The 24043-nt window shown below is 44.9% G+C and carries 20 protein-coding genes and 1 pseudogene; 15 read left to right on the top strand and 6 right to left on the bottom strand.

The genetic code is table 11. The features are described 5' to 3' along the window. Window positions 1–277: transposase (locus DI392_RS16905; protein WP_219930917.1), on the top strand; the 277-nt coding region annotated here is incomplete at its 5' end. Between the two features lie 460 nt (window positions 278–737). Then, window positions 738–2369 carry a methyl-accepting chemotaxis protein gene (locus DI392_RS16900; protein ID WP_181388454.1) on the top strand — a complete coding sequence of 544 codons (1632 nt, stop codon included), beginning with the start codon at window positions 738–740 and terminating at the stop codon, window positions 2367–2369. 115 nt (window positions 2370–2484) lie between these two features. Here DI392_RS16900 and DI392_RS16895 read toward each other — a convergent pair whose 3' ends face one another. Continuing rightward, window positions 2485–4521 (bottom strand): methyl-accepting chemotaxis protein, encoded by a 2037-nt coding sequence (locus DI392_RS16895; RefSeq protein ID WP_109320866.1) that lies wholly within the window; start codon window positions 4519–4521, stop codon window positions 2485–2487. 309 nt (window positions 4522–4830) lie between these two features. Here DI392_RS16895 and DI392_RS16890 point away from each other — a divergent pair, with 309 nt between their 5' ends. Beyond that, window positions 4831–6150, top strand: a complete 1320-nt coding sequence (locus tag DI392_RS16890) for a ferredoxin reductase family protein (RefSeq protein WP_109320865.1) — start codon at window positions 4831–4833, stop codon at window positions 6148–6150. A 37-nt stretch (window positions 6151–6187) separates the two neighbouring features. On the opposite strand, the gene DI392_RS16885 is transcribed toward DI392_RS16890, so the two are convergent. Continuing rightward, entirely contained in the window at window positions 6188–7813 is a 1626-nt protein-coding gene (locus DI392_RS16885) for a methyl-accepting chemotaxis protein (protein WP_109320864.1), read from the bottom strand. A gap of 268 nt (window positions 7814–8081) precedes the next feature. Here DI392_RS16885 and DI392_RS16880 point away from each other — a divergent pair, with 268 nt between their 5' ends. Beyond that, window positions 8082–9929, top strand: coding sequence for a M3 family metallopeptidase (locus DI392_RS16880; RefSeq protein WP_109320884.1), 1848 nt, complete (start codon window positions 8082–8084; stop codon window positions 9927–9929). A gap of 87 nt (window positions 9930–10016) precedes the next feature. Here DI392_RS16880 and DI392_RS16875 read toward each other — a convergent pair whose 3' ends face one another. Continuing rightward, window positions 10017–11927, bottom strand: coding sequence for a RecQ family ATP-dependent DNA helicase (locus DI392_RS16875; protein ID WP_109320863.1), 1911 nt, complete (start codon window positions 11925–11927; stop codon window positions 10017–10019). Window positions 11928–12005: 78 nt separating this feature from the next. Here DI392_RS16875 and DI392_RS16870 point away from each other — a divergent pair, with 78 nt between their 5' ends. Next, complete coding sequence (locus DI392_RS16870; protein WP_109320862.1) at window positions 12006–12488, top strand: GreA/GreB family elongation factor; 483 nt, start codon at window positions 12006–12008, stop codon at window positions 12486–12488. Window positions 12489–12562: 74 nt separating this feature from the next. On the opposite strand, the gene DI392_RS16865 is transcribed toward DI392_RS16870, so the two are convergent. Then, window positions 12563–14506 (bottom strand): LTA synthase family protein, encoded by a 1944-nt coding sequence (locus tag DI392_RS16865; protein WP_109320861.1) that lies wholly within the window; start codon window positions 14504–14506, stop codon window positions 12563–12565. A gap of 202 nt (window positions 14507–14708) precedes the next feature. Between DI392_RS16865 and dmeF the strand changes: the two genes are divergently transcribed. The 5 genes from dmeF (at window position 14709) to DI392_RS16840 (ending at window position 17774) form a co-directional block, all read left to right on the top strand. Beyond that, window positions 14709–15620 carry a CDF family Co(II)/Ni(II) efflux transporter DmeF gene (dmeF, locus tag DI392_RS16860; RefSeq protein ID WP_109320860.1) on the top strand — a complete coding sequence of 304 codons (912 nt, stop codon included), beginning with the start codon at window positions 14709–14711 and terminating at the stop codon, window positions 15618–15620. Then, window positions 15617–16033, top strand: coding sequence for a MarR family winged helix-turn-helix transcriptional regulator (locus tag DI392_RS16855; RefSeq protein ID WP_109320859.1), 417 nt, complete (start codon window positions 15617–15619; stop codon window positions 16031–16033). Before dmeF ends, DI392_RS16855 begins: the two co-directional genes overlap by 4 nt. A gap of 122 nt (window positions 16034–16155) precedes the next feature. Further along, the gene (locus tag DI392_RS16850; protein WP_146194543.1) at window positions 16156–16527 is read left to right on the top strand and encodes a hypothetical protein; all 372 of its coding nucleotides are present in this window, start codon (window positions 16156–16158) and stop codon (window positions 16525–16527) included. A gap of 149 nt (window positions 16528–16676) precedes the next feature. Beyond that, entirely contained in the window at window positions 16677–17309 is a 633-nt protein-coding gene (locus DI392_RS16845; RefSeq protein ID WP_109320857.1) for a c-type cytochrome, read from the top strand. A gap of 24 nt (window positions 17310–17333) precedes the next feature. Further along, window positions 17334–17774 (top strand): DUF411 domain-containing protein, encoded by a 441-nt coding sequence (locus DI392_RS16840; protein ID WP_109320856.1) that lies wholly within the window; start codon window positions 17334–17336, stop codon window positions 17772–17774. Between the two features lie 302 nt (window positions 17775–18076). Here the strand turns inward: DI392_RS16840 and DI392_RS16835 are convergent, their stop codons facing one another. Next, window positions 18077–18403, bottom strand: a complete 327-nt coding sequence (locus DI392_RS16835; RefSeq protein WP_109320855.1) for a hypothetical protein — start codon at window positions 18401–18403, stop codon at window positions 18077–18079. Window positions 18404–18592: 189 nt separating this feature from the next. Between DI392_RS16835 and DI392_RS16830 the strand changes: the two genes are divergently transcribed. Continuing rightward, window positions 18593–19318, top strand: a complete 726-nt coding sequence (locus DI392_RS16830; protein ID WP_109320854.1) for a response regulator — start codon at window positions 18593–18595, stop codon at window positions 19316–19318. Beyond that, entirely contained in the window at window positions 19311–20729 is a 1419-nt protein-coding gene (locus DI392_RS16825; RefSeq protein WP_109320853.1) for a HAMP domain-containing sensor histidine kinase, read from the top strand. Before DI392_RS16830 ends, DI392_RS16825 begins: the two co-directional genes overlap by 8 nt. Window positions 20730–20837: 108 nt before the next feature. Here the strand turns inward: DI392_RS16825 and citX are convergent, their stop codons facing one another. Beyond that, window positions 20838–21371, bottom strand: coding sequence for a citrate lyase holo-[acyl-carrier protein] synthase (gene citX, locus DI392_RS16820; protein ID WP_109320852.1), 534 nt, complete (start codon window positions 21369–21371; stop codon window positions 20838–20840). A 277-nt stretch (window positions 21372–21648) separates the two neighbouring features. Between citX and DI392_RS16815 the strand changes: the two genes are divergently transcribed. The 3 genes and pseudogenes from DI392_RS16815 to DI392_RS16805 all read left to right on the top strand — a co-directional run. Continuing rightward, window positions 21649–21900, top strand: coding sequence for an OadG family protein (locus DI392_RS16815; protein ID WP_109320851.1), 252 nt, complete (start codon window positions 21649–21651; stop codon window positions 21898–21900). Between the two features lie 18 nt (window positions 21901–21918). Beyond that, the gene (gene oadA / locus DI392_RS16810) at window positions 21919–23694 is read left to right on the top strand and encodes a sodium-extruding oxaloacetate decarboxylase subunit alpha (protein WP_109320850.1); all 1776 of its coding nucleotides are present in this window, start codon (window positions 21919–21921) and stop codon (window positions 23692–23694) included. A gap of 21 nt (window positions 23695–23715) precedes the next feature. Further along, window positions 23716–24039, top strand: a pseudogene (locus tag DI392_RS16805) (biotin/lipoyl-containing protein); the annotation flags it as partial. Window positions 24040–24043 lie beyond the last annotated feature (4 nt).

Below are 24043 nucleotides of genomic sequence, written 5' to 3'. Positions count from 1 at the left end.
CTCGTACTGTCGGTGTGTTGCCAGTACCAGAGAAAGTAACGGCAAGAAGAAAGGTGAAGGCAACAAAAAAGCTGGCAACAAATATTTGTCCTGGGCGTTTTCGGAAGCGGCACATTTTGCCGTTCGATATGACGCTCGAATCAAAGCTTTCTATGAGCGAAAACGGCAAAAGAGAAACGGGATAGTGGCAATCCGAGCCATAGACACTGTGACTTTTATTGGACAGCTTTGTGGAACCGAAGATTTTGTGGAATGCGTAAGCATTTGGGGCCATTAGGCCTAGAGCCAGATGGGTGACTGGTGCGGATGATACTGCTGCATCGTACATAGAAAATCAGGGCGCGAATTATGTGTTTGGGTGGAAACCAAACATTGCCGAAAAATTTCGGTAGAGTTTTTTGCGCCCCTATTGACCCCGGCTGGCTAATGGGTGACCCTATTTTCAAGCACTTAGTACATCTATGCTCATGGGGATTGATCTGTTGTCTCCCGTGCTGCTTCAATTAATTGATTCAGAATAAAAAGACCATATAGCGTTCTCCTGCCGATATCGCTGTTTGGCAACTGGCAACTGGCGACTTAATTCTATGTGTTTAATACACAATGAGTCAAAAGTGACTCACTTTAAATTTATCAGCATTAAATAGTACCTCTTTTAGTCGCACTTCAAATCTGTCTACTAAGTTTAATCAAAGTTACTCTATGCATTAATCACTTGTAACTACATAGGTATAATGATGTTTCAGTTTTCCATTTCAAAAAAAATACTGCTTTCTTTAGCACTGATACCGATCAGTATTGTTATTAGTGCAGCTGTTTCTTATATACAGAGTCAGAAACAAGCTAACGCCACTATGAACCTTTATCAACTTGTGCAGCCAGCAAATGATAGTTTAGAAGATGCATACCGGGATTTCTATCAGGCTATTGTTGCTGTTGATGGAATTGTCCGGGCTGAGACTGATAAAGAGCGTACATATCATATTGGTCAATTTAAGGATGATGCATACAAGGCTATTCCTCGGTTACAGAAAACTGCAGTCCTTTATGAACATAACCTATTGCCAGAGAACAAACGTTTTGAATTAGAAGCTCTGATTAGAGAGTCTGAAGAACTTATTCAGCTTTATGAGCCTATTGTCAAAGACCCTGAAAGTGCCTCTGAATATTATCAAAATAACTCAGAAAAATTAGAAAATAAATTTAAACAAGTTCGTAAAAAGCTAAAATTAGTCCATAATCAGATTACCCAAGAACAAGCCATCCTAAAAGAAGAAGTGGCAACATCAGTCAAAGCCAGTGAGAAAGTATTGATATTTTCTTACCTGATCATTCTGGTGACAGTCGTGTTTTCGCTTAGGATCACCCGAACCTTTGTCATTCGTCCGATTGTTAATATCGATCGGGCAATGGGTGATATTGCTAAAGGGGAAGGGGATTTATCACGCCGGCTGAACGTTGCAAGCAAAGATGAGATTGGCTCACTGGCGGAGTCATTTAACCTGTTTGTTTCAAAAATACAGCAGACAGTGGGTGGGGTGATTGAATCGTCAGACAATGTAAAGCAGGGGGCCAGCAGTGTGAAATCAGCAACCGAACTTGCGACAACGTTCAGTCAGGCTCAGCAGAAAGAGTCAGAGTTAATTGCAACCGCAGTTGCCCAGATGCAGACGAGCAGCCGGAATGTCAGTGAGCACGCGAATGAAGCGGCACAGTTTAGCCACCAGGCAACGGAAGGAACGAACGTTGTGAGTGTGAATATATCAACGGCGTTAACATCGATAAACGAGTTGTCGCAGGAAATAGAGCAGGCAGGCGAGGTTATTCACCTGCTGGACTCTGATGTGGCAAATATCGCTTCTGTTTTAGATGTGATTAGGGAGATCGCTGAGCAAACCAACTTGTTGGCTCTGAATGCCGCCATTGAAGCGGCCCGGGCCGGTGAACAGGGAAGAGGCTTTGCGGTGGTTGCAGATGAGGTGCGCTCTCTGGCCGGGCGCACGCAGCAAAGCACCGGGGAGATCCACGCCATGATCGAGCGCCTGCAGGGAGGGGCTCGGAAAGCGGTTCAGTCAATGGAGCAGAGCCAGGTTCGCAGTCAACACACTATCGATAGTGCAACCGCCGTCTCCGAATCAATCGATATGATACGTCAGTCAATCGAAAAGACGAATATGATGAATTCGGAGATTGCGGCGGCGGCGGAAGAACAATCAGCTGTTAGCGAAGAAATTAATCAGAATATTCAGAAGATCGCTTACAACAGCAGTGAGATGGTGTCACGATTAGTGGAAAGTGATCAGATTTCCCATTCATTAACTCAGGTGAGCGAAAAATTAAATGAACAGGTGTCAGAGTTTAAAGTGTAATGCTGAAATCGGGCGGTTAACGGTCAGCCTTAGTAAATAGAGGAAAATATTTAGGAATATAACCACCGTTCTCAAAGAACGGTGGTGGATGGAGATTGAATAGTATCAACCTGAATCAGTGGAAAAAATCCACCTGTTGTTTTAGGTCTTGAGCTAACTGAGAAAGCGTATCCGCGCTCTGCGATGTTTGGGCGCTGGTGCTGCGGCTTTGATTATTTAATGTGCTGATGTCGGAAGTACTGGCTGCCACCTCATGCGATACCTGAGCTTGTTCTTCTGATGTCGCTGCGATGGCTTCCGTCTGGCTGCTGATATCCCGTACCTGATGTGCAATAGATTCAAGGGTAGTGCCGCCTTCCCGGGCTTTATCTAAAACGCTGAGAGCCTGTTGCTGACTGTTGTGCATCAGCGATACAGCGTTGTCTGTCGATGCTTTTAGGTTATCAATAATAGAGACAACATCTTTTACTGAGAGCTGAGTACGGTGTGCCAGAGTTCTGACTTCATCGGCAACAACAGAGAAACCGCGTCCGTGTTCTCCGGCGCGTGCGGCTTCTATTGCGGCATTCAGAGCCAGCAAGTTTGTTTGTTCGGCAATATCATCAATCATTTTAGTCACCGTGTGGATGTCCATACTGTCTGTCTTGACCTGTTCAATCGCTTTCGCTGACTGATCTAACTGGTCATTAAGCCGTGTGACATCAGTGCCGATATTTTCAATCATGGACAACCCATTTTGGGTATCGCTGTCTGCGTGGCGTACGTTCTCTGCGATCGTTTCAACTTGCTGGGCAACGGACTGTGCGGAGGAGGCCATCTCTTCAATTGCTGTTACAATGTGCTCAACTTTCTCTAATTGTTCGTCTGAATGCGACAGGTTGAGTGTCGCATCATTGAGTACATTGGCTGATTGCCGGTTAACCTGATCACTGTTACTTCGGATGTTATTCACCAACTGGCTTAACTTTTTGGCCATGCCGGCGACGCTGTTATTGAGTTTGGTTATCTCGTTTCCAGACTGTGGAGCGCCCGTCTCAATGGATAAGCTGATTTCACCGCGACCTAATCGGTCCATATATCCGGTGAGCCGGGTGAGTGGTTTTGTTGTGCGTAACACAATAAACGTCATTATGATAAAGGTGACTGTCCCGACTAATAAAGAGATCATAGCGATTAGCTTTAACAGTTCATTGCTTTCTTTAGTGACTTCATCAATAAAAGTTCCGCCCAGAAGTTTCCAGTTCCATCCGGGAACATCGGCATAGACAACGTATTTTTGTCCGACCGTTCCTTTATATTCCCAGGGATACAGGAATACGCCACTGCTGTTTTCAAACAAAACATGGAAAGGTTTGTTGCCCGAATGATCTGAGACGTTGATGATCGATGGGTCATCTTTATTCCATTTAGGGTGCAGCAGATAGTGGCCAAGATGATCCTTGTCATTCTCCACGATAAAGGTATAACCCGTATCTCCCCAAGGGACTGATTGTAAGGATTTAAAAATATCACGGGTGATATCGTCAACCGGGAAACCAATAAACGTAATGGCGACAACCTTGTTGCGGTCATTTTTTATTGGCGAGTAATAAGTAATATAGCGTTCGCCAAATAGATCAACTTGCGCGTAATAGGGTTCACCACTCATAAGTTTACGATAGCCCGGGTGTGTATTACCCAGCGTAGTTCCTAAAACACGCTGGCCTTGTGAGTTTTCCAAAGAAGTGCTAACCCGCACCCACTCGTTACCTGCAGGGGAGAAAACGGTTGCAATGGCATTGGTGTCTTGGGTGAACGTGTCAACAGTAGTGTTATTGCCCACCAGGCTTTCACCATTGAGGCTAATGTTACGAACCTGATAGCCTCGGTAGTGAACAACATCTTCTTCAATGCGTATCCCTTTGAGATAGCCATGCTGAAAAGTCGCTTCAAGGATTTTAGTAAGCTCCAGGTAGGCATCGAACTGGCCAGCAATGGTTTTTGCTAATGCGTCAACTTTGGACTGTTGCTCTTTTAAGGTTGCATCCAACAGTACCTGATCGGCATTTCTGTAGACTAAAGCAGCTATACTGCAAAACGAGATCAGCAGGCATATTGCCATCACTGACCCTAATTGAAAACCAACACTCTGGTTTTTGTAATAACGAATCATGGTTTGTCCAATGTATGAATAGGTTCATTTTTATGCGTTTTCTTTTTCGAAAACGGAGCGGTAAATTAGGTGAGATGTGTGTCGCAAACTTTGATGTGTATTAATAATGAAGTGCTCAATTAAGAAAAGAGTGTTTCAAAATATTAAACGTTATACAGGCTTCATCCGGGCAAAGATAAGAGCTAACCTTTTCCTTATAAATGTAAGTAAACGTAAAGATAATTAAATCTAAGTAAAGCAGGTTTATGTATTCCCTCGCAGCAGTACCATATTCATCACTATTTTTCTATTACGGCTGAGCGTACCAAAATGCTTAAATTCACCGCTATTCTGACACTACTTTGGCTGCCAAGCCTGTTGATGAACTGGAGCAGCTTAGATAACTTTTTTGCCTGGCGTCACCAGTTAACGATGTATACCGGTCTTTTGGGCCTTGGTTTTATGTGCTTCGCGGTTCTCCTTGCTGCCCGTTTCCGCTGGGTTGAAGAAAAAGTGAGAGGGTTGGATAAGGGCTACAAGCTGCATAAGAACCTGGGTATTGGTGCAACTGTTTCTCTGATTGCGCACTGGTTAGTGATTCAGAGTGGTAAATGGTTGGTGGGTGCCGGCATTGTTGAGCGCCCGGTCAGAGGCCCTCGCCCTGAAGGGGTTGAAGCTATTAACTGGCATTCCATTGCTGAGCAGGTAGGGGAAATTGCATTTTATGTTTTCCTCGTTTTCAGCGTTATCAGCTTAGTACAGGCGATCAGCTACAAGAAATTCAAGTTTACCCATAAAATAGGTGGGCTACTGGTTATCGCCGGTATTTTTCACTCGTTGCTGCTTCTCGACTGGAATACCGGGTCAATCCCAATGAATATTGCGATTGCCGTTATATCATTTATCGGTATCTGGTGTTCGTGGCTTTCACTGTCGGGCAGTATTGGCAGGTCAAACAAAACAAAAGGCGAAGTGATATCGGTCGATTCGTTTTCGACTCAGGCAGGGCAAAGTAGCGCGGTACGCTTTGCTATCAAGCTTACATCTGAAATGAGTTACAGAGATGGTCAGTTTGCCTATCTCAATTTTCATGATGGTGAAGCACCACATCCGTTTTCCATCCTGGATTACGATGATGAAAACCAGGTTATTCAGTTCGGCGTAAAAAATCTTGGTGATTACACTCATAAGCTGGTAAACGGGCTTGAAGTTGGTCAGCGAGTAACCGTGGAAGGTGGTTATGGCTATTTTCAGATCAGCGAATTTAGCGAACAAGTATGGGTGGGTGCGGGTATTGGAATTGTTCCGTTTATTTCCCGTTTATATTGGCTTAAAAGGAAAGCGGATAAACAGGATTTAACGTTTGAAAAGGTGCACCTGTTTTATTGTGTAACGTCGAAGAAAGAGGCTTTTTTCCATCGGGAAATAATGAATTTACTTACTCATCTGGATTTTATTGACTTGCACCTATTGGAAGCTGATAAAGGGCAGTTATTAACGAGTGACCAGATTGTAGCGGCCGTTCAGGGTAAAGAGTTTGATGTTAGCTTCTGCGGGCCACAACCATTCGGAAACGTTTTGCAAACTAACCTGGCATTAGCGGGGGTTCCTAAGAACCGGTTCCACCGAGAAATATTTAAAATGCGCTGACTAGTCAGGGCTGTTAATCAACAGCCCTGATAATGCATTAAACAGAGAAGCGATTGATTTGTGACACCAGGCTTTCGGTATTACCCAGCGTTTCCTGTACGGAATGATTCACAAGGTGTGAGATATCTTTGATCTGTTTTGACATATCAGATAGTTTCGACAGATTCGAATTGATCTCTTCAGCGACCTGACTCTGTTGATCCGTGGCACTGGCAGTCTGAATCGTCAGGCCCTGGATTTGGTCAGAGGAAGATTTGACAGAATCCAGCAGAGCTTTGGTCTGGCCATTCAACTCCTCGGTGCTGGTGGCTATAGTCACACTGTCGTTAATTGACCGTACCGCTTCGGAAACTTCTCCCTGAAGGTCTGTGATCATTTGACGGATGTCTTCAGTAGAGAGCAGCGTTTTACTGGCTAAGTTTCTGACTTCGTCAGCAACCACGGCAAAGCCTCTTCCCTGCTCACCAGCCCGTGCTGCTTCTATGGCGGCATTTAATGCTAACAGATTCGTTTGTTCAGAGATATTGAGAATAACATCCAATACAGAGGTGATTTTCTCTGAACTCTGAGATAAGCGGGCAATAACGTTAGCCGCATTATTTACCTCATGTGTCAGGTCATGCAGGCGTTCTGTTGAACCCAGAATGGAAATTTCACCTTCATCTACAAGTTTAGCAAGGTAGTCAACCTGAACGGCTGTCTCGGAGGCATTTCGGGCCACTTCTTTTGTTGCACTGCTCATTTCTTCAACGGCGGTAACAACAAGATCTAATGATTCATCCTCATTGTCACTGAGAGTGGAAGATTGTGATGCGGCTTCACCAATTCGCTCCATTTCCTGTTGAACGCTGTCACAGCCCAGACGAACCTGACGGATAATCGTGCCTAATTTGTCAACAAAGCTGTCAACCTCGTTACTCAACTCTCCGGTTTCATCTTTCTTTGTACTGTTGATTCTCCGGGTCAGGTCACCATCGCCCTGATTAATTTCGTGTATATCGGCAGTCACATTTTTAATGGCATTAGAAATGTTTTTGGGTGCAAGCCAGGCCAGCATAATGCTCATCACCAGAACGATGACAGAAAGTGTGGCGACAAAAAGGGTAAACTGACTTATTCGTTCACTGATTTCTGCTTTCTCTAACGCAGAATATTTCTGTATAAGTCCCTCAGCACCATCATACAGGGCCCTCAAATCTGCAAAAGATTTTAGTGTCTGTGTCAGAAACAGACGTTTAGCCTGTTCGTTCTGGTTCGCGTTAATAGCGGTCAGGACATCGACAAAGTGTTGCTCCCATTGCTGGTATTTTTGCTGGAACGTAGACAGATAAGTCACAATTTCCGGTTCATTCCGGGCCATTTGACGGAAGCGGTTCATTCTGTCCAGAGCTTGTTTTGCGTTTGACTGAACATCACTTTTAAGTTTGTCTTTATCCGCAGCAGTGACATCCTGAGCATACACTAATGTCGACAGGGCTAAAGAGGATTGATAAAGATCCCGGTCGCCATTTTGAATCAGGTAGGCACCTTGGGCATACCGGCCTGCATTGTTTTCTATGTAATTCAGCAAATAATAGGAAGCCACTACAACGGTTAAAAAAATCACACTGAGTAGTGAAAAACTGAAGGTGTACTTCGAACGAATGGTGTTGAGCTTGTTCATCTTATTCTCCTAGGGGAAACTGTCCGTCGTATCAGGTTTGTTCCTGATTTCTATAGTAAATCATTTATTGTTATAGGGGAGAGCCCTGGTCTTACCTGTGGTGGTTTTTCACAGCCACGAATTAACAAATAGTTTAGTTACAGCTGTTTTTCAAGCTATCAATAGTTATTGATATAAAAGACAAAAGCGGGAAATGCTGGTGATATCGCAGTGAAAAATATAAGGTTACCTCTTAATTATCTATTGATTTCAGTATATGCAGGTGCTTATGAACGCGACGAACTACCTGAACACACTTAACCAGAATTACCTTTCCATCCATCGAACAAAAGAGGACCTTTTCTGGGAAACCTATATGGGAACCAGTGACAATCACGAAGGTTCTGCACAAGCTCAAACGGAATGGACCAACTTTTTAAGTGATCCGGATAAAATTTCAGAGATAGAACAAGTTCTTACACAAGCAGAATCAATTACCGATCCCAAAGAGAAAGAAGAGACAATCACCGGGCTAAAAGGCTGGTTGGCCATGTTTCAGGCTCATGCCATTCAAAGCGCCGAAGCTCGGGTATTGAAAGAAAAGCTGATTAAGTTTGAAGCGGATCTGTTTGAAAAGAAACAAAACCATGTCATGACTTATATGGATGAACAGGGCAACGCAGTCGAAGGTTCTCTTCCTGTACTGAGTTCGGTTATTCGTACCAATGATAATGAGGCAGTGCGTCAGTCAGCGCATCTGGCATTGTTGGATCTGGAGCAGTGGTTGCTGCACAATGGCTTTTTTGATTTGGTTAAGTTAAGAAACAAGTTCGCGCGTTCCTTAGGTTATGAGTCGTTCTTTGATTACTCTATTGTCAAAACAGAGCAGATGACGACCGATGAACTGTTCTCAATTTTAGATGACTTTGAGCAACGGACCCGTGCCAGTCACCAAAACAGCCTGAAAAAGCTGGCGAAAGACAAAGGTGAGCAGGCATTGGTAGGGCATAATTTTGTCTTTTCCTTTGCCGGGGATGTGATGCGGGAGTTAGACCCGTATGTGCCGTTTTCTCAATCGCTACGCCGCTGGGTCGAGTCTTTCGGGCGTCTGAACATTGATTATTCCGGTGCTGAGCTGACCCTTGATTTGCTGGATCGTAAAGGAAAATATCAAAACGGGTTCTGTCATGGGCCCGTCCCGGCGTTTTATGATCAGGGTAAATGGGTGGCTGCGACGGTTAACTTCACCAGTAATGCTAAGCCAGATCAGGTAGGCAGTGGTTATGACGGAATCAACACTCTGTTCCACGAAGGCGGGCATGCCGCTCATTTCGCCAACGTGAAAATGAATGCCCCCTGTTTTTCACAGGAGTTTGCGCCAACGTCGATGGCTTATGCGGAAACACAATCGATGTTCTGCGATAGTCTGTTAACGGATGCTGACTGGTTAAAACAGTATGCGGTCAACGCCGAAGGACAACCCGTTCCGGATGACATTATTAAAAGCATGATTGAGAACCGTCAGCCATTTAAAGCCTATGGTGAACGAAGCATTCTGGTGGTGCCTTATTTCGAACGCGCACTTTACCAACTGAATGACGATGAGCTGACACCGGAGCGGGTAACTCAACTTGCCCGTGATATGGAAAGAGATGTTCTGGGTCTGGCTTGTAGTCCTCGCCCGTTAATGGCGATTCCACACCTTCTTTCTGATGAATCGGCTTGCTCATATCAGGGCTATTTGCTTGCTCATATGGCGGTCTACCAGACGCGTGCGTATTTCACTGAGAAATTCGGCTTTCTGACCGATAACCCAGCAATCGGTCCGTTACTGGCGAAACATTATTGGCATAACGGAAACAGCGTGTCTCACAACCAGTCTATTGAAAGCCTGATGGGTGAAGGCTTTAATGCCAAATACCTTGCTGATGCATGTAACCTGTCGGCTGAAGAAGCGTGGGATACAGAGCAGAAGAAAATAGCCGCATTAGCTTCCCGGAGCCGGGCCGACATTGAGCCCTTGAATGCAACGATAAAGGTTGTTGATGGTGACAGCGTTCTGAGCACTAATACGGTTTCTGATGAGGATATGTGTGTGTCATTTGAAAGCTATATTGCGGATAAATATGGCTGTTAAACGTAGGATGTGTCCTAGCTGATTCGGAGTCGAAAAGGGCCGCATAGCGATATTCATGACTGAGTATGGTTATGCGGCCCGCATCATCTATATTATCTCTTTTATTGTTTCGTTGACCTCAGCAAAAGGGTACATTTCCAGCTTGCCAAAGCCGTCCATTTTGCTGGCTTTTAATTTGGTACTTAACGGCGTGGTAATGCCACACAGAAAACGGCTCAGGGCTTTATCCGACAATGAAGCTTTACCAGCCTGAAGATATGGCTGTAACCATGTCGATATCTGCCGGGAATCCAAAGGCGGGAGCTCTCGTCCTGGTAGTTGAGCCACCGTGCCTGCGCAGACCGAGCAGTGATGACAGTTTTTCGGGGCGTGGTTGTCGGCAAAATAACTGGCTAATGAATAGCTCAGGCATTGCTTGCTCTGGAAAAACTCAATCATGGTATGAATACGGGTAATTTCACTGTGTTCTTTCTGTGCAAACAGCTCATACAGATTCGTCACCAGTTCTGATTTAGGCATCTGTGTATTGATTACCTTATATACGTCAGTGATTTGCTTGCTTTCCAGTTCAATCCAGCCTTGTTCATGGAAATAGTCTATGGCAGCGATCACCCGTTTTCTGTCAGCGTTGTAAGCCGTCCACAGAGCGTCAAAATCGACGCTGTGCCAGGTTCGGGCTTTTGGTGAACACTGGAATATGGCTTCAACAAAGGCGCGCCTTTCACCCTGAAAACGGTGAACAATTGTTTCTGCACTGTCGGTAAGTTTAAAACGGTAATCGGCGAAATAACTGTATTGAGCCTGAATAATATTGTGCAGTTCTAAATACACCAACAACGTTTTCAGTGGTAACTGACGGATGTTACTGTCACGGGATAGCTGATTCAGCATCACTTCCCAACTGCCTGTACTGGCATATACCTGATCAACGACATACTCAATGGACGAGCTGTCGGGGGTATCACCGTAAATAAAATTTTCTAATACATTTAAGCTATCGGTATTGGCCAGTATCGTGCAGTCGGATGGTTGTCCGTCCCTCCCGGCGCGGCCAATTTCCTGCGAATAGTTTTCGATGGATTTGGGCAGGTCGTAGTGGATAACTCTCCGAATGTCGGCTTTATCTATCCCCATACCGAAAGCAATGGTCGCTACAATGCAAGGAGCAGAGCCTTGCATAAATTGCTGTTGAATGGATTCTCGGATCTCGTTTTTTAAGCCTGCGTGATAAGCCGTGGCGCGAATGCCATTTTGCTGCAGTCTGGCGGCTATGTTTTCGGCCGTTTTTTGTAAAGTGACATAGACGATAGAGGGCGATTCGGGCGCATCCTGAATGATGGACTGCAATTTGCTGAATTTTTGGTCTTCGCTGCAGGGGATGACATTCAGTGTTAAGTTGGAGCGATAAAAGCCGGTTACCGTAATGTTTTCTTTGTTTATGTCGAATTTACGGCTCATATCGTCGATAACCTGAGGCGTGGCTGTCGCGGTCAGCAAGAGTACCTGAGGTATGTTCAGAAGTTTTCGGTAGTCCGGCAGTTTTAGGTAGTCGGGCCGGAAGTTGTGGCCCCATTCAGAGATGCAGTGGGCCTCATCAACAACCAGCATAGAAATCGGTATCTGGGAGATAAACTGACGGAAACGCTCATTTTTCAGGCGCTCCACGGAAATCATCAGAATTTTCAGTTCACCGCTTCTTGCCTGCTGCATGATCCTCTGTGTACTTTCCCTGTCCTGCGTAGAATCAATGCTGGCGGCGGGAATGCCTTTACTGTGCAGGAACTCAAGCTGATCTTTTATCAGTGCCAGCAGCGGTGAGATAACCAGAGTAAGGTGAGGTAATTGCAGTGCAGGAAGCTGGTAGCATAGGGATTTTCCGGAACCTGTCGGGAAAATTGCAGCAGCCGATTGCCCATCCAAAATATGCCGGATAACGTCGGACTGACCATCGCGTAATGTTTCAAATCCAAAGTATTGTTTTAATGTTTGTTCAATCATTTTTCATCCTAACTATTGCCGCTGACTACAATCAAATTTATCCTGTCACGCCCTGATAAAGTTTATATTCATACTGTGATGGATAAATCCCAATTAAAACAAGCGATATTAGAACAGCTATACATCGTTCATAAGGTTGCAATAAGTGCTACCCAACGTGCGGTTGATGCCGCAACCGATGAAGAAACGGTTCCGGAGCACAAGTATGACACATTAGCCCTTGAAGCTTCCTATCTGGCTCATGGACAAGCGGTACGGGTTCAGGAGTGTGAAGAAGATATTCGTCAGTATCAAGCTCTACCTATAAAAGATTTTGAGGAAAACTCGAAAATTTCACTCGGTGCGCTGGTAAAGCTGATTGATGAAGATGACAAGGAAAAGTACTTTTTTCTGGGGCCTTGTGCGGGAGGTGTGACGTTTGTTTTCGACTCTAAAGATATCACTATTGTGACGCCAAAAGCGCCACTAGGTAAGGCCATGCTGGGTAAACAAATCGGTGATGAGATCGGCTTTTCGATTGGCTCAAAGGCGGTCTGCTACGAGGTTGATGTAATCATTTAAGCCGGACTCAGTAATAAATAGCCGTGAATATAAAAAGGGTGAGCACATAACGCTCACCCTAACATCGGTAAACTCTATTGAGTTCGATAGTAATTTTCTTTAAACGCCAAACTTCCCCACAACGCATTGGCATTCGCCTTACGCACAATACCTTCCGGCACTTTAGCATCGGTTAGCGTATTTTCATCCTCATTATAGTGATAAGTCGAAATACCCTGTTCCGGACGTATTACCACGACATCATTATCTGCGTTCATCCAGCCGAAGTTTTCCCCTCGTTGCATAATGGCTCGTTGCAGTGATTTCGGAACGGGTTTAGTCAGGTCAAAACCAATCATAGGATCGGATGAACTGATCCCCGCCAGAGAAAGAAGCGTCGGCGGAATATCAATCTGACTGATCAGCCTGTTATCCTGTCGGTGTCTAACCGGGCCGCCAAATATGACGGCAGGAATGTGGAAGTGGTCAATCGGTACCGGCAGCACGCCCTTAGAGCGTGAATCGTGATCGGCGATAGCTACAAATATGGTGTCTTTCCAGTACTCGGACTGTTTGGCTTTTTTGACAAATTCTCCTAACGCAAAGTCAGCGTATTTCACCGCATTTTCACGGGTCTGCTTGGGCTGGTTATAAAGCTTGATTCGACCATCCGGGAACTCAAAAGGCGTATGGTTGGATGAAGAAAATACCAGGCTGAAGAATGGCTGTCCCGATTGGTGCAGTTTGGTGAACTGTTGATCGGCTTTACGATACAGATCTTCATCGGATGCGCCCCATGAGCCTACAAAATTAGGCTTATCAAAGGTTGGGAAATCCTGCATATCTACAAACCCGTTACCCAGGAAAAAGCCTTTCATATTATCGAAGTGACTTTCACCTCCATAAATGAACTGAGTATGATAGCCATAGGATTTAAGCAGTTCTGCGATAGTAAAGAAATGGTTCTGGCTTTTTGCCAGTTTAACCACTGAGCGAGCCGGAGTGGGTGTAAAGCCGGTCACGACTGCCTCTATACCCCGTACAGAACGGGTTCCGCTCGCATACATGTTGGTAAACCCCCAGCCTTCATCCATCAACTTATCAATACTTGGTGAAAGCGGTAGACCTCCCAGACTTTTAACATATCTTGCTCCGTGGCTTTCCAGCAAAAGAATGACAATATTCTTATATGGACTTTTTTGAGTCGCTTCATGGTAAGTCGAAGCAGGGGATTTTGGATCATCAAATGATGTCGTTGTCGGTTGCATCGAGTTTCTGACAATGTTGATGATCTCCTCTTTTTTCATCTTCGGATAATAATTAAAAGCACTAACGTCTGACCCCATTTGATTCGCGGCATACAACACAGAATAAGCGGAATTTAACGTCAGATCGTTTAGCATCGGGTCAGGTGAAAAAGCAACCATGGATGGATTTAACGGGCGGTGACCTAAGGTAGAACGTGCGCCTAAGAAACCAATGGCAACAACCAGCACGGCTAAAACCGGCCGCCAGTACCATTTCGGAAAAGAAAGGTTCTGCGTTAGTTTTTTTGACCACTTCCAGCCAAACCGGACGGCAAAGATACTGGCAACCAGGCCGATAAACAGCTCCAGCTTGTAGCCAGTCCACAGCATACTGAACACTTCTTTTGGATAAATCAGATATTCAATAAATAGACGGTTTGGCCTTAAATCGTATTCCATAACGAATGGCGGAGTAGCGACTTCCATATAAACAGCAAACCAGAGTCCGGCAGTGATCCAAAGCCTCAGAACAATGTGCCAGAGTCGGCCGACAACAGTGTCAGACGATAGCAAGGTGGTGAGTAGGGCTGGCAAAATAAACAGAAAACAGATTGAGGCTATGTCGACGCGCAACCCGCTAACAAAGACATGAACCCAGTCACTTAAACCATGAAATCTGGGGTACATCCACAGGCTGAGTGCCAGTCTGGACAGAGTGAATATAGCCAATACAGCAAGGCTACTCGCAATGATAGGGTAGGTAACACCAAGTAACTTTCTGATCCTATCCAAAATAATTTCCTTTGTTATTCCGTTTGGTTTAGGGCATCACAAAAATAAACAACGAAACTTAAGGAAAACTTAGGAAGAGGGAAAATTATTAACAGGTCAGAGTCTTTAACATCAATAATTCTCATTTAAACTGATTGACAATGTTTGGTTGTCAAACTAATCTTTAATCAAGTAATTTGAGAATCAAATAAAATGGTGTTGTATGCATTTTACCCGAGAGCATAGCCATAACTTTGTGGCTCATAATGTCGATGGCGAGAAAAGAACGGTTTATGTTCTGGTGCTGACCTTTATTACCATGGTGGTGGAGATTGTGTCCGGCACCGTGTTTGGTTCCATGGCGCTGCTTGCTGATGGCTGGCATATGGGAACGCATGCCGCTGCGTTTTGTATCACTCTGTTTGCCTACCGGTATGCAAAAAAACACGCTCACAGTGACCGGTTCTCTTTTGGTACCGGTAAAGTGAGTGTGCTTGGCGGGTATACCAGTGCAATTGCTTTGGGGATTGTAGCTCTGCTGATGGTGGTTGAGTCGGTGCACCGCCTGCTTAATCCTGAGACAATCCGCTTTAATGAAGCAATATTGGTGGCGGTCATTGGTTTGGTGGTGAATGTAGCCAGCATGTTCCTTTTGGACGACCATCATCATTCCCATGAACATGAAAATGACCATCACCACGACCATACTCATCACCATGACCACAATCTCAGAGCTGCTTATATGCATGTGCTAGCAGATGCACTGACGTCGGTACTGGCTATCGTTGCGCTGCTGTTTGGTAAATTCTACGGATGGTACTGGCTGGATGCGTTGATGGGTATCGTTGGCGCATTGGTGATCAGCAAATGGACAATCGGGCTGATGAAACAGACCGGTCCGATTCTGCTGGATGAGAATATTGATCAGGCGTACCGGGAATCCGTTGCAGAGGCACTGGCTCCGGAAGCAACGGTGAAAGATATGCATATCTGGAAAATCAGCGGGCACCATTACTCGGCAGCGATGATCATTGAGTCAAACAGTGGCAAATCGGTTGATGAATATAAACAGATGCTGGAGAAGTTTGATAAAATTCATCACCTTACTCTTGAAATTCATCCGGGGGAAGCATGAAAAACATCCATAAACTGAATCAGGAACTGACAGAATTTTATGACAAAATGTCGTCATGGGAACAATCGGTAGTCCGGGAAACGGATTACTCTCTGGCTCAGATCCACACGATAGAGGTGCTGGGCTCACACGGCTCGCTGAGGATGAAAGAATTGGCAGAAAAGCTGGGTATTACCACCGGCACTCTGACGGTTCAGATAGAAAAGCTGGTTAAAGCCGGATTGATTGAGCGTTGTCCGCATCCGTCTGACCGACGTGCGATCGTTGTTGCCCTGACGGACGAAGGGCAGGTCATTCACCAGCAACATAATCAGTTGCACCTGGATTTAGTTGCAGATCTTACCCGCAATATCAGTGCCGAGCAGCAAACGGTGTTGCTTGAAAGCCTTGAGAAAATGAATCGTGAATTTTGAATAGTTTGTCTGAAGGTTAGGGTATATTCTAATAAACACGATACTTGACAGACAGTTTTCAGTAATAGATAGTTATTTAATAGGATTATTATTATGAATAAGAGTTTGTGATGCACAACAGAATGCGCACAATTTGGGTAACAGGGTTGACGCTGATGGTGCTTTTGCTGTCTGGCGTGTCGTCCAGTGCCACTCTTATGCCCATACAAGTGTTAGCTGGTGATGTGGCCATAACCGCTGTTTCTGACAATAGCGATACAGGGTGCGGCTCTTTTCAACAAAACAGTATGGCTTCGGAAGACGAATGCTGTAATTCCGACAGCTTGGTACCCGATCATCAATGTTGTCCTGTAACTTGTGTTGCTGGTTACCCGATGGTTTCTCCGGTTATCACTACTTATCATCAAGCTTTTAAATTAGTTCCTATTCCCCAAGATACGGTGGAGCACGCCAATTCTGTGGTGAACACGCTATATCGCCCCCCAATAATCTGACTCCTCTTCGGGCCTTCGGCTCAATTAATGACTATTAACGCGGTGTAGCCGTGGATTTGGTTTTTGTCTGTATAACCTATTGCTTCTTTTTTCTTCACGTTGAACTGAGAGGATTGTAATAGCGTTTATACATTCCAGAGGAAATACATGTGAAGAATCTGAAAAGCCTGACAGGCTGTGTGTTTATCCTGCTCAGTTCTTATGCTTTTACCGCTACGGCTCATGAAGGAAAAGAGCATAACGAAGTACATTCAGAAGCAGTCAATGAGGATGTGCCTGCTCTTGAATGGGATGGGGCTGATTATAAAAAGGCCGAGAAACTGTTCCGTAGCGCGGGTGGCTATGGCTGCGTAGCATGCCATAGTCAGTTTGCTCAGGGAGGTGGTAATGTTGGTGGAAATATAAGAGACCACTCATTGGGCCAGATTAATTATGCCCTCCAGAATGAACCAACCATGAAGTTATTGAACAACGCGCTCAGTCCCGATGATAAAAAACTACTGGCCAGCTATTTGAAAACCTTGGGACAGTTCAAGCTTGTAGAGTGGACTATCGATGGTGATTCTTCCTACAGCAAAACTTCCTTAGACAAGGGGTCGGCGAGCCAGCTAGTCATTTCAAATAAAACCTTCGAACCACTGACTTTGTCCCTGGAGCCTCTGGGTAACGGAGGGGAAATAACTGTGGAGCCGTATGAAACCAAATCATACGAGTGGACGACCGAGCCTGGCGTGGTCCGGTTGCAATACAGACAAAATATTCTTGATATTGATGTCAGATAACGATCTGAATATAAGGGAAATACTATGAAAAAATTTCTTAACCTTACCGCAGTGTCTGTACTGATGCTAAGTGCAAGTGCTTTTGCTAAACCTGTGGTTGAACTTTATAAATCACCGACATGTGGTTGTTGTGGTAAATGGGCAGCCATCATGGAGAAAGAAGGTTATGAGGTAAATATTCACCTGCAGAACAACTGGGATTCGGTGAAAGCGCCTTTTGATATGCCAAAACAACTGGGGTCTTGTCATACCGCGATTATTGATGGGTATATGGTGGAAGGGCATGTGCCTGAAGCGGATGTTGCCCGGCTTCTGAAAGAGCGCCCATCTGATATATCGGGAATTTCGGTTCCTGGTATGCCTCGTTTCTCGCCAGGCATGGCGGCACAAGGTAAAAATTATAAGGATTTCAATGTGGTGGCCTTTAATAAAGACGGCCAAATGAGTTTGTATAAGAAATATTAACGAATGGCACAAGGACGATACCGATGGTTGGGGAACTTAACCATCGGTATAAAAACAGTAAAATGTTTATAGAAAATAGGGAGTAATAATTATGGGATGTTGCAACAAACCACCGGCCGGAGGGCCAGATAAAAGTCAGATGGGCAAACTGCTTAAAGTCGTTGCCGTATTTTCGGTCGCGATTATTGTTTTAGCCTACCTGGCTGGTTAATCCATTAACTAAAAATCCGGCCTCTGCGCCTTTACTATTTATCAAAAGTGCAGAGACCGGATTTTATTAATATACAATTGGTTAATTAGGTTTAGTCTTTATCGCCGTCGTCAGAATCAAACCAGGCACCATGACAACCACCAAAGCCTCTGTTGTTACCATTATTGTTAATGAACCCGGCATGCATTTCTTTCATCCAGTCGATCATGGCATCAGGGTCATCGTGCATTTTTTCGGCCCATTCTTCCATGGCTTGAGGATCGTTATGCAGTTTAAGCATGGTTTGATATTGTGGGCTGTCTTCATCCATCATACCGTGGTGAAAACCGAATCCACCACCATTACCACCGTGAGCATAAACACCGACAGAAATAGCCAGTACACCAAGAGTTGCTAAGATTTTAGTTGCAGTTTTCATAATATGTTCCTTCTGTGTGTTCGTTTTTTCTTTATTGTAATTACAGCAGGAATGTTCTTACGATGTGTGTCGTAACTGCTTTATTTTCTGATAGTTGATGGCAAATGACAGCGTTGACAAACTTTGTCACACTTTAAACGTTATATACTTTCATACTATAGATAAACCTTCCCCATAAGAGGTAGCCGGATGGAGCGCACTTATCATATTCTTGTCGTTGATGACCACAGCGAGATTCGGGAACTGCTGAAACGTTTTCTGGTACAGCATGGATTTAAGGTCACGGTTGCGGCTGACGGCGAAGAAATGAATACTCATATGAGTCACAGTCATTTCGACCTGATCATTCTCGATCTAATGCTGCCGGGCAAAGATGGTGTCACCTTGTGTCGGGAGGTGAGGGCCACTTCTAATATTCCTATCATCATGCTGACGGCACTGGGAGAAGAAATTGACCGTATCGTTGGGCTTGAAGTCGGCGCTGATGATTATATTTCGAAACCTTTTAATCCACGGGAGCTGTTAGCTCGTGTTCGCTCAGTTTTGCGCCGCCATTTTGCTATTCCAAATGTCAGCGAACAGCTTTCTTCTTCCGGTCAGCGTTATCACTTTTCCGGATGGGTACTGGAATCCACAACCCGTGAACTGTTCAGCCCTGACGATACGTTGGTGAGCCTGACTTCTACGGAATTCGAATTGCTGGTGGCATTTTTGTCTCATCCTAATGTGGTGCTGAAAAGGGAAGATTTGCTGAATCTGGTTCAGGGGAGGGGGAGTGATGTTTATGACAGAGCAATAGATACGCTAATCAGCCGGCTACGGAAAAAAATAGAAGTCGACCCGAAATCACCAAAGTTGATCAAAACGATTTGGGGTGGTGGATATCAGCTCAGCTGTGAGGTGACGCATGATTAGTTGGTACCAGAAGCAGAAACTGATTCATCAGATTGGCGTGATCATTTTAATCGGCTTTACGGTCAGTTTCTTTTTATCCCTGTATCTGCTCTCTTCCGAAAAATCGAAGAATCTGAGCTTACTGTCATCGACAGGTGCGATTCAAAGAGTGATATCGGTGGTCGATATCCTTTCTCAGACACCGGCCGATTTACATGACTCGATCATCAGAGCAAGTGGCAGCTCTGATCTTTCTTTATCACTGAGCCGTCAGCCTCATATAGAAACAGGGCAGTCCGGCAGTGAAGAGGCAGATGTTCTTATTCAAAGGCTGCATTCGGCTGGGATTCGTCGCGTTCATCTATCTATGGTGAAATTTGACCGCTCTATCCTGAATATGAGCGACATGCATAATGCGATGATGTCTGGTCGAAGTAGGCATGATATCCAAGACATGCGTAATGTGCGTCTGGGATATATTGCTACTGTTGATGGTTCTGTGGAACTTGCTTCAGGTCTCTGGCTCAATTTTTCCTCGGGAGTCGAGGAAAATATTACTCACTGGTCGATTGGCGTACTGATTTCTCTGTCACTGGTCATGCTAACGACTGTGTTTATTTCCCTGTTAATTATACGCAAAGCGTTAAAACCCATTGGGGAGTTAAGAAAGGCAGCCGATCAATTTGCCATGAATAAAAAAGTGTCTATGGTTGATCCGCATGGACCCAAAGACCTCTATCCGACAATCAGGGCATTTAACGAAATGCAGACGCAGCTTACCGACTATATACAGGACAGAACCAAGCTACTGGCAGCCATTTCTCATGATCTCCGAACCCCGTTAACCAGCTTACGGTTACGACTGGAGTTTATAGAAGACAGTGAAGACAAACAGCAAATGCTGCATACGTTAGCAATTATGGAGAAAATGCTGCAGGCCACGATGCGGTTTACCAGAGAGGATAGTGAGCTGGAAGAGCGACAACGTTGTGACGTGAACAGTCTTATTCAGGCCATTGTAGATGAGTATGCCGATAAGAATGTCATTGTTCGGTATCAGCCTCAGCAGTCACTGGTGGAAAACATGCCCCCTGTGAGCATAAGAAGAATGGTAGAAAACTTAGTGAATAATTCTGTCCAGTATGGAGGAGAAGGTAATACTATTTCACTAGAGGTAAAACGAGAGAAACAGTACCTTGTGGTTTCAGTTATTGATACAGGTAAAGGAATTGCGGAAGATAAATTTGAGGAGGTTGTTAAGCCGTTTACCCGATTAAATCAAGCCAGAGATACGGAAAGTTCGAATGTAGGATTGGGCTTATCAATTACCGCTTCTCTGGCAAAAGCCCATGGGGGAGAGCTGATTTTACAGAAGAATCACCCTAAAGGTCTTATCGCCACGTTTACCCTGCCATTAAGCATAAATCTTTAAAAGTCTTAATCAAAATTGAGCTGATTAAGACTTTTATTGTTGTTAGATGCAGTTATCGTTAGATGCAAATACGAATGAATACAGACTTTCAGATAATGAATATACGTTTTATGCTACCGCATCTTTCTCGAAATAGGCGTCAAAGAGCTCAAGTATCCTGGCTTCTAGCTCAGCCGCAGTATGGCTATTATTCGTGGCACAATAGCTGGCAGCGCACTCACACAGCAAACACTTTCTCGCTTCCAGTTGGCTGGCACTGCGTGAAATGGCTTTACCTTCAGGGTTAATCACATCAATATTCATCAACATTCCCAGAGGGTGGTACTTTTCAATCTGAATCATCGCCCGTTTCAACTCGGAAGAGGCGATGCCAGTGATGACTAATGTGGCTTCATTCCCACTTTTAGAGAGCGTAATTTCCCGATCAATAATACGTGTATTCAATTCCTGTATTTTTTCAATGACAGATTCAAACGTAATTTCATATATTTCTTTTGCGTAAGAGTTATGGGCTAATGCTTTAGGCAAATTGGTGTTAACAATCACAAGAGGCAGGGCGTGCTGCGCAAGCAAACGTTGCTGCCGCTTTACTCGCTCAAGGCTTTGCTGGTGTTCATCATAAAGAGTGGCTGTATACTGCATTTCTGTTTCCTTTTCTGATCCTCTGCACTATGGTGATATTTTATTCATAACCATGGATAAAGGATGAGGCTGTTAAAACAAAAAAAAGTGGCATTTGTGTATTAAATGGCGTTAATGAATTTATTTATTCCATAAGAAATAAAGCGGCCAAAAAATAAAATTTATTTACGCCATTTAATACGTTTAATGGTTTCAATTGGATGATACATCTCACGAAGTAATAACCACATGCTCAGTAGACTGGCCGGACATTAATTACCAATAGGTTGAAATAGTAATGAACGAAGGTCCGATCATTCTTGAAGGTGTGACCCTAATGCTGCTTGGTATGGGGTTCGTTTTCTGCTTTCTAGCTTTGTTGGTAGGTGCCACACGCCTGCTTTCAACAGTTTCAATCAAATTCACACCACCGGCACAGCCGGCAAAAGCACCAGCTTCTTCAGCTGCACAGTCCGACGACGATGATGTTGTCGCAGCGATTACTGCTGCCCTTCATCACCACAAGACAAAATTTAGTCAACAAGCGTAAGATTACAGGGGATTCCAAATGTCCAAAATAAACAAGCCACTTGGTATCACGGATGTGGTACTGCGTGACGCTCACCAGTCACTATTTGCAACACGTCTGCGTTTAGATGACATGCTGCCAATTGCCTCAAAACTGGATGAGATCGGTTACTGGTCTCTTGAATCTTGGGGTGGTGCAACTTTTGATTCCTGCATCCGTTTTCTTGGTGAGGACCCATGGGTTCGCCTGAGAGAACTGAAAAAAGTTATGCCAAACACCAAACAGCAAATGCTGTTCCGTGGTCAGAATATTCTTGGCTACCGTCACTATGCTGATGATGTAGTAGATAAATTTGTAGAGCGTGCAGTCGCAAATGGTATGGACGTATTCCGTGTATTTGATGCGCTTAACGACGTTCGTAACATGAAGCAGTCTATTCAGGCGGTTAACCGTCAGGGTGCTCACGCTCAAGGTACTATCTGTTACACAACCAGCCCTGTTCACACTATGCAGTCTTGGGTTGATGTTGCAGAGCAGCTTGTAGAGTGCGGTGTAAATTCAATCGCCATTAAAGATATGTCTGGTGTTATGTCTCCATACGAGGCGTACGAACTGGTTTCTACTCTTAAGAAACAACTTGATGTTGAACTGCACCTGCACTGTCATTCAACGGCAGGTATGGCAGACATGACTCTGCTAAAAGCAATCGAAGCGGGTGTTGATCGCGTTGATACGGCTATCTCTTCTATGAGTGGTACTTATGGCCACCCTGCGACTGAATCTATTGTTGCTGCACTGAAAGGCACTGAGCGTGATACTGGTCTGGATCTTGAGAAAGTCGAAAGCATCGCAGCTTACTTCCGAGAAGTTCGTAAGAAATACGGCGCATTCGAAGGTCAGCTAAAAGGTATCGACTCTCGCATTCTTGTTGCACAGGTACCTGGCGGCATGCTGACGAACATGGAAAGCCAGCTTAAGCAACAGAACGCTATCGACCGTATCGATGAAGTTCTGGAAGAGATTCCTCGCGTACGTAAAGATCTGGGTCACATTCCTCTGGTAACACCAACTTCTCAGATCGTTGGTACTCAGGCTGTCATTAACGTAATCATGGGTGAGCGTTATAAGACCATCACTAAAGAAACTGCGGGTGTACTGAAAGGTGAATACGGCCAGACTCCGGCTCCTGTTGATGCTGCATTGCAAGAGCGTGTACTGGATGGTGCGGAAGCGATCACTTGCCGCCCGGCTGACGTGATCGAACCAGAAATGGCAAGCCTGACTGAGTCAGTGACTGCTCAGGCGAAAGAGAAAGGCATTGAACTGGCTGAAAATGCCGTTGATGACGTTCTGACTGTTGCTCTGTTCGATCAGGTTGCATGGAAATTCCTTGAAAACCGTAATAACCCAGACGCTTTCGAACCTGTTCCGACCGCAGCTGATGCAGCTCCAAAAGCAGCAGTGGCTGACAACGCAGTTTACACTGTAAACGTTAACAACAAGTCGTTTGTTATTCAGGTTAATGAAGGTGCAGACCCTGAAGTTATTGCTGCAGCAAGTGAAGCTTCAGCAGCGGCTCCTGCAGCTGCACCATCCGGTGATGCTGAAACTGTTGCGGCTCCACTGGCCGGTAATATCTGGAAGATCCATGCAAAAATTGGCCAGATGGTAAAAGAAGGTGAAACACTGCTGATTCTGGAAGCCATGAAAATGGAAACAGAAATTAAAGCAGCACGTGACGGTAAAGTTGAATCTCTGGCTGTATCTGAAGGCGATGCCGTTCAGGTTGGCGATGCACTACTAGCACTAGCTTAAGGGTAGAAAATGAGCACTGAATATACATTAAAAGTAAATGGCCAGACTTACGTGGTTCAAATCAGCGAAGGTGCAGATGCCGCAGCAAATACAGCTCCGGCGGCCGCTCCTGCAGCTGCACCAGCAGGTGATGCTGAAACTGTCGCGGCTCCTCTTGCCGGTAATATCTGGAAAATCCACGCGAAGATCGGCCAGATGGTGAAAGAAGGTGAAACACTGCTGATTCTGGAAGCCATGAAAATGGAAACAGAAATCAAAGCAGCACGTGACGGTAAAGTTGAATCTCTGGCTGTATCTGAAGGCGATGCCGTTCAGGTTGGCGATGCACTACTAGCACTAGCTTAAGGGT

It is taken from the genome of Vibrio albus, from assembly GCF_003144035.1.
Lineage (GTDB): Bacteria > Pseudomonadota > Gammaproteobacteria > Enterobacterales > Vibrionaceae > Vibrio > Vibrio albus.
The sequence above is the reverse complement of the archived record's forward strand: the minus strand, read 5'-3'. Positions and strand labels throughout refer to the sequence as shown.

Coding starts and splice junctions, on each gene's coding strand:
- DI392_RS16900 (WP_181388454.1), top strand. CDS start 738: ATGTTTCAGTTTTCCATTTCAAAAAAAATACTGCTTTCTTTAGCACTG.
- DI392_RS16835 (WP_109320855.1), bottom strand. CDS start 18,403: ATGAAAACTGCAACTAAAATCTTAGCAACTCTTGGTGTACTGGCTATT.
- DI392_RS16850 (WP_146194543.1), top strand. CDS start 16,156: ATGCGCACAATTTGGGTAACAGGGTTGACGCTGATGGTGCTTTTGCTG.
- DI392_RS16815 (WP_109320851.1), top strand. CDS start 21,649: ATGAACGAAGGTCCGATCATTCTTGAAGGTGTGACCCTAATGCTGCTT.
- dmeF (WP_109320860.1), top strand. CDS start 14,709: ATGCATTTTACCCGAGAGCATAGCCATAACTTTGTGGCTCATAATGTC.
- DI392_RS16830 (WP_109320854.1), top strand. CDS start 18,593: ATGGAGCGCACTTATCATATTCTTGTCGTTGATGACCACAGCGAGATT.
- DI392_RS16895 (WP_109320866.1), bottom strand. CDS start 4,521: ATGATTCGTTATTACAAAAACCAGAGTGTTGGTTTTCAATTAGGGTCA.
- DI392_RS16855 (WP_109320859.1), top strand. CDS start 15,617: ATGAAAAACATCCATAAACTGAATCAGGAACTGACAGAATTTTATGAC.
- oadA (WP_109320850.1), top strand. CDS start 21,919: ATGTCCAAAATAAACAAGCCACTTGGTATCACGGATGTGGTACTGCGT.
- DI392_RS16875 (WP_109320863.1), bottom strand. CDS start 11,927: ATGATTGAACAAACATTAAAACAATACTTTGGATTTGAAACATTACGC.
- DI392_RS16825 (WP_109320853.1), top strand. CDS start 19,311: ATGATTAGTTGGTACCAGAAGCAGAAACTGATTCATCAGATTGGCGTG.
- DI392_RS16885 (WP_109320864.1), bottom strand. CDS start 7,813: ATGAACAAGCTCAACACCATTCGTTCGAAGTACACCTTCAGTTTTTCA.
- DI392_RS16870 (WP_109320862.1), top strand. CDS start 12,006: ATGGATAAATCCCAATTAAAACAAGCGATATTAGAACAGCTATACATC.
- DI392_RS16890 (WP_109320865.1), top strand. CDS start 4,831: ATGCTTAAATTCACCGCTATTCTGACACTACTTTGGCTGCCAAGCCTG.
- DI392_RS16880 (WP_109320884.1), top strand. CDS start 8,082: ATGAACGCGACGAACTACCTGAACACACTTAACCAGAATTACCTTTCC.
- DI392_RS16840 (WP_109320856.1), top strand. CDS start 17,334: ATGAAAAAATTTCTTAACCTTACCGCAGTGTCTGTACTGATGCTAAGT.
- citX (WP_109320852.1), bottom strand. CDS start 21,371: ATGCAGTATACAGCCACTCTTTATGATGAACACCAGCAAAGCCTTGAG.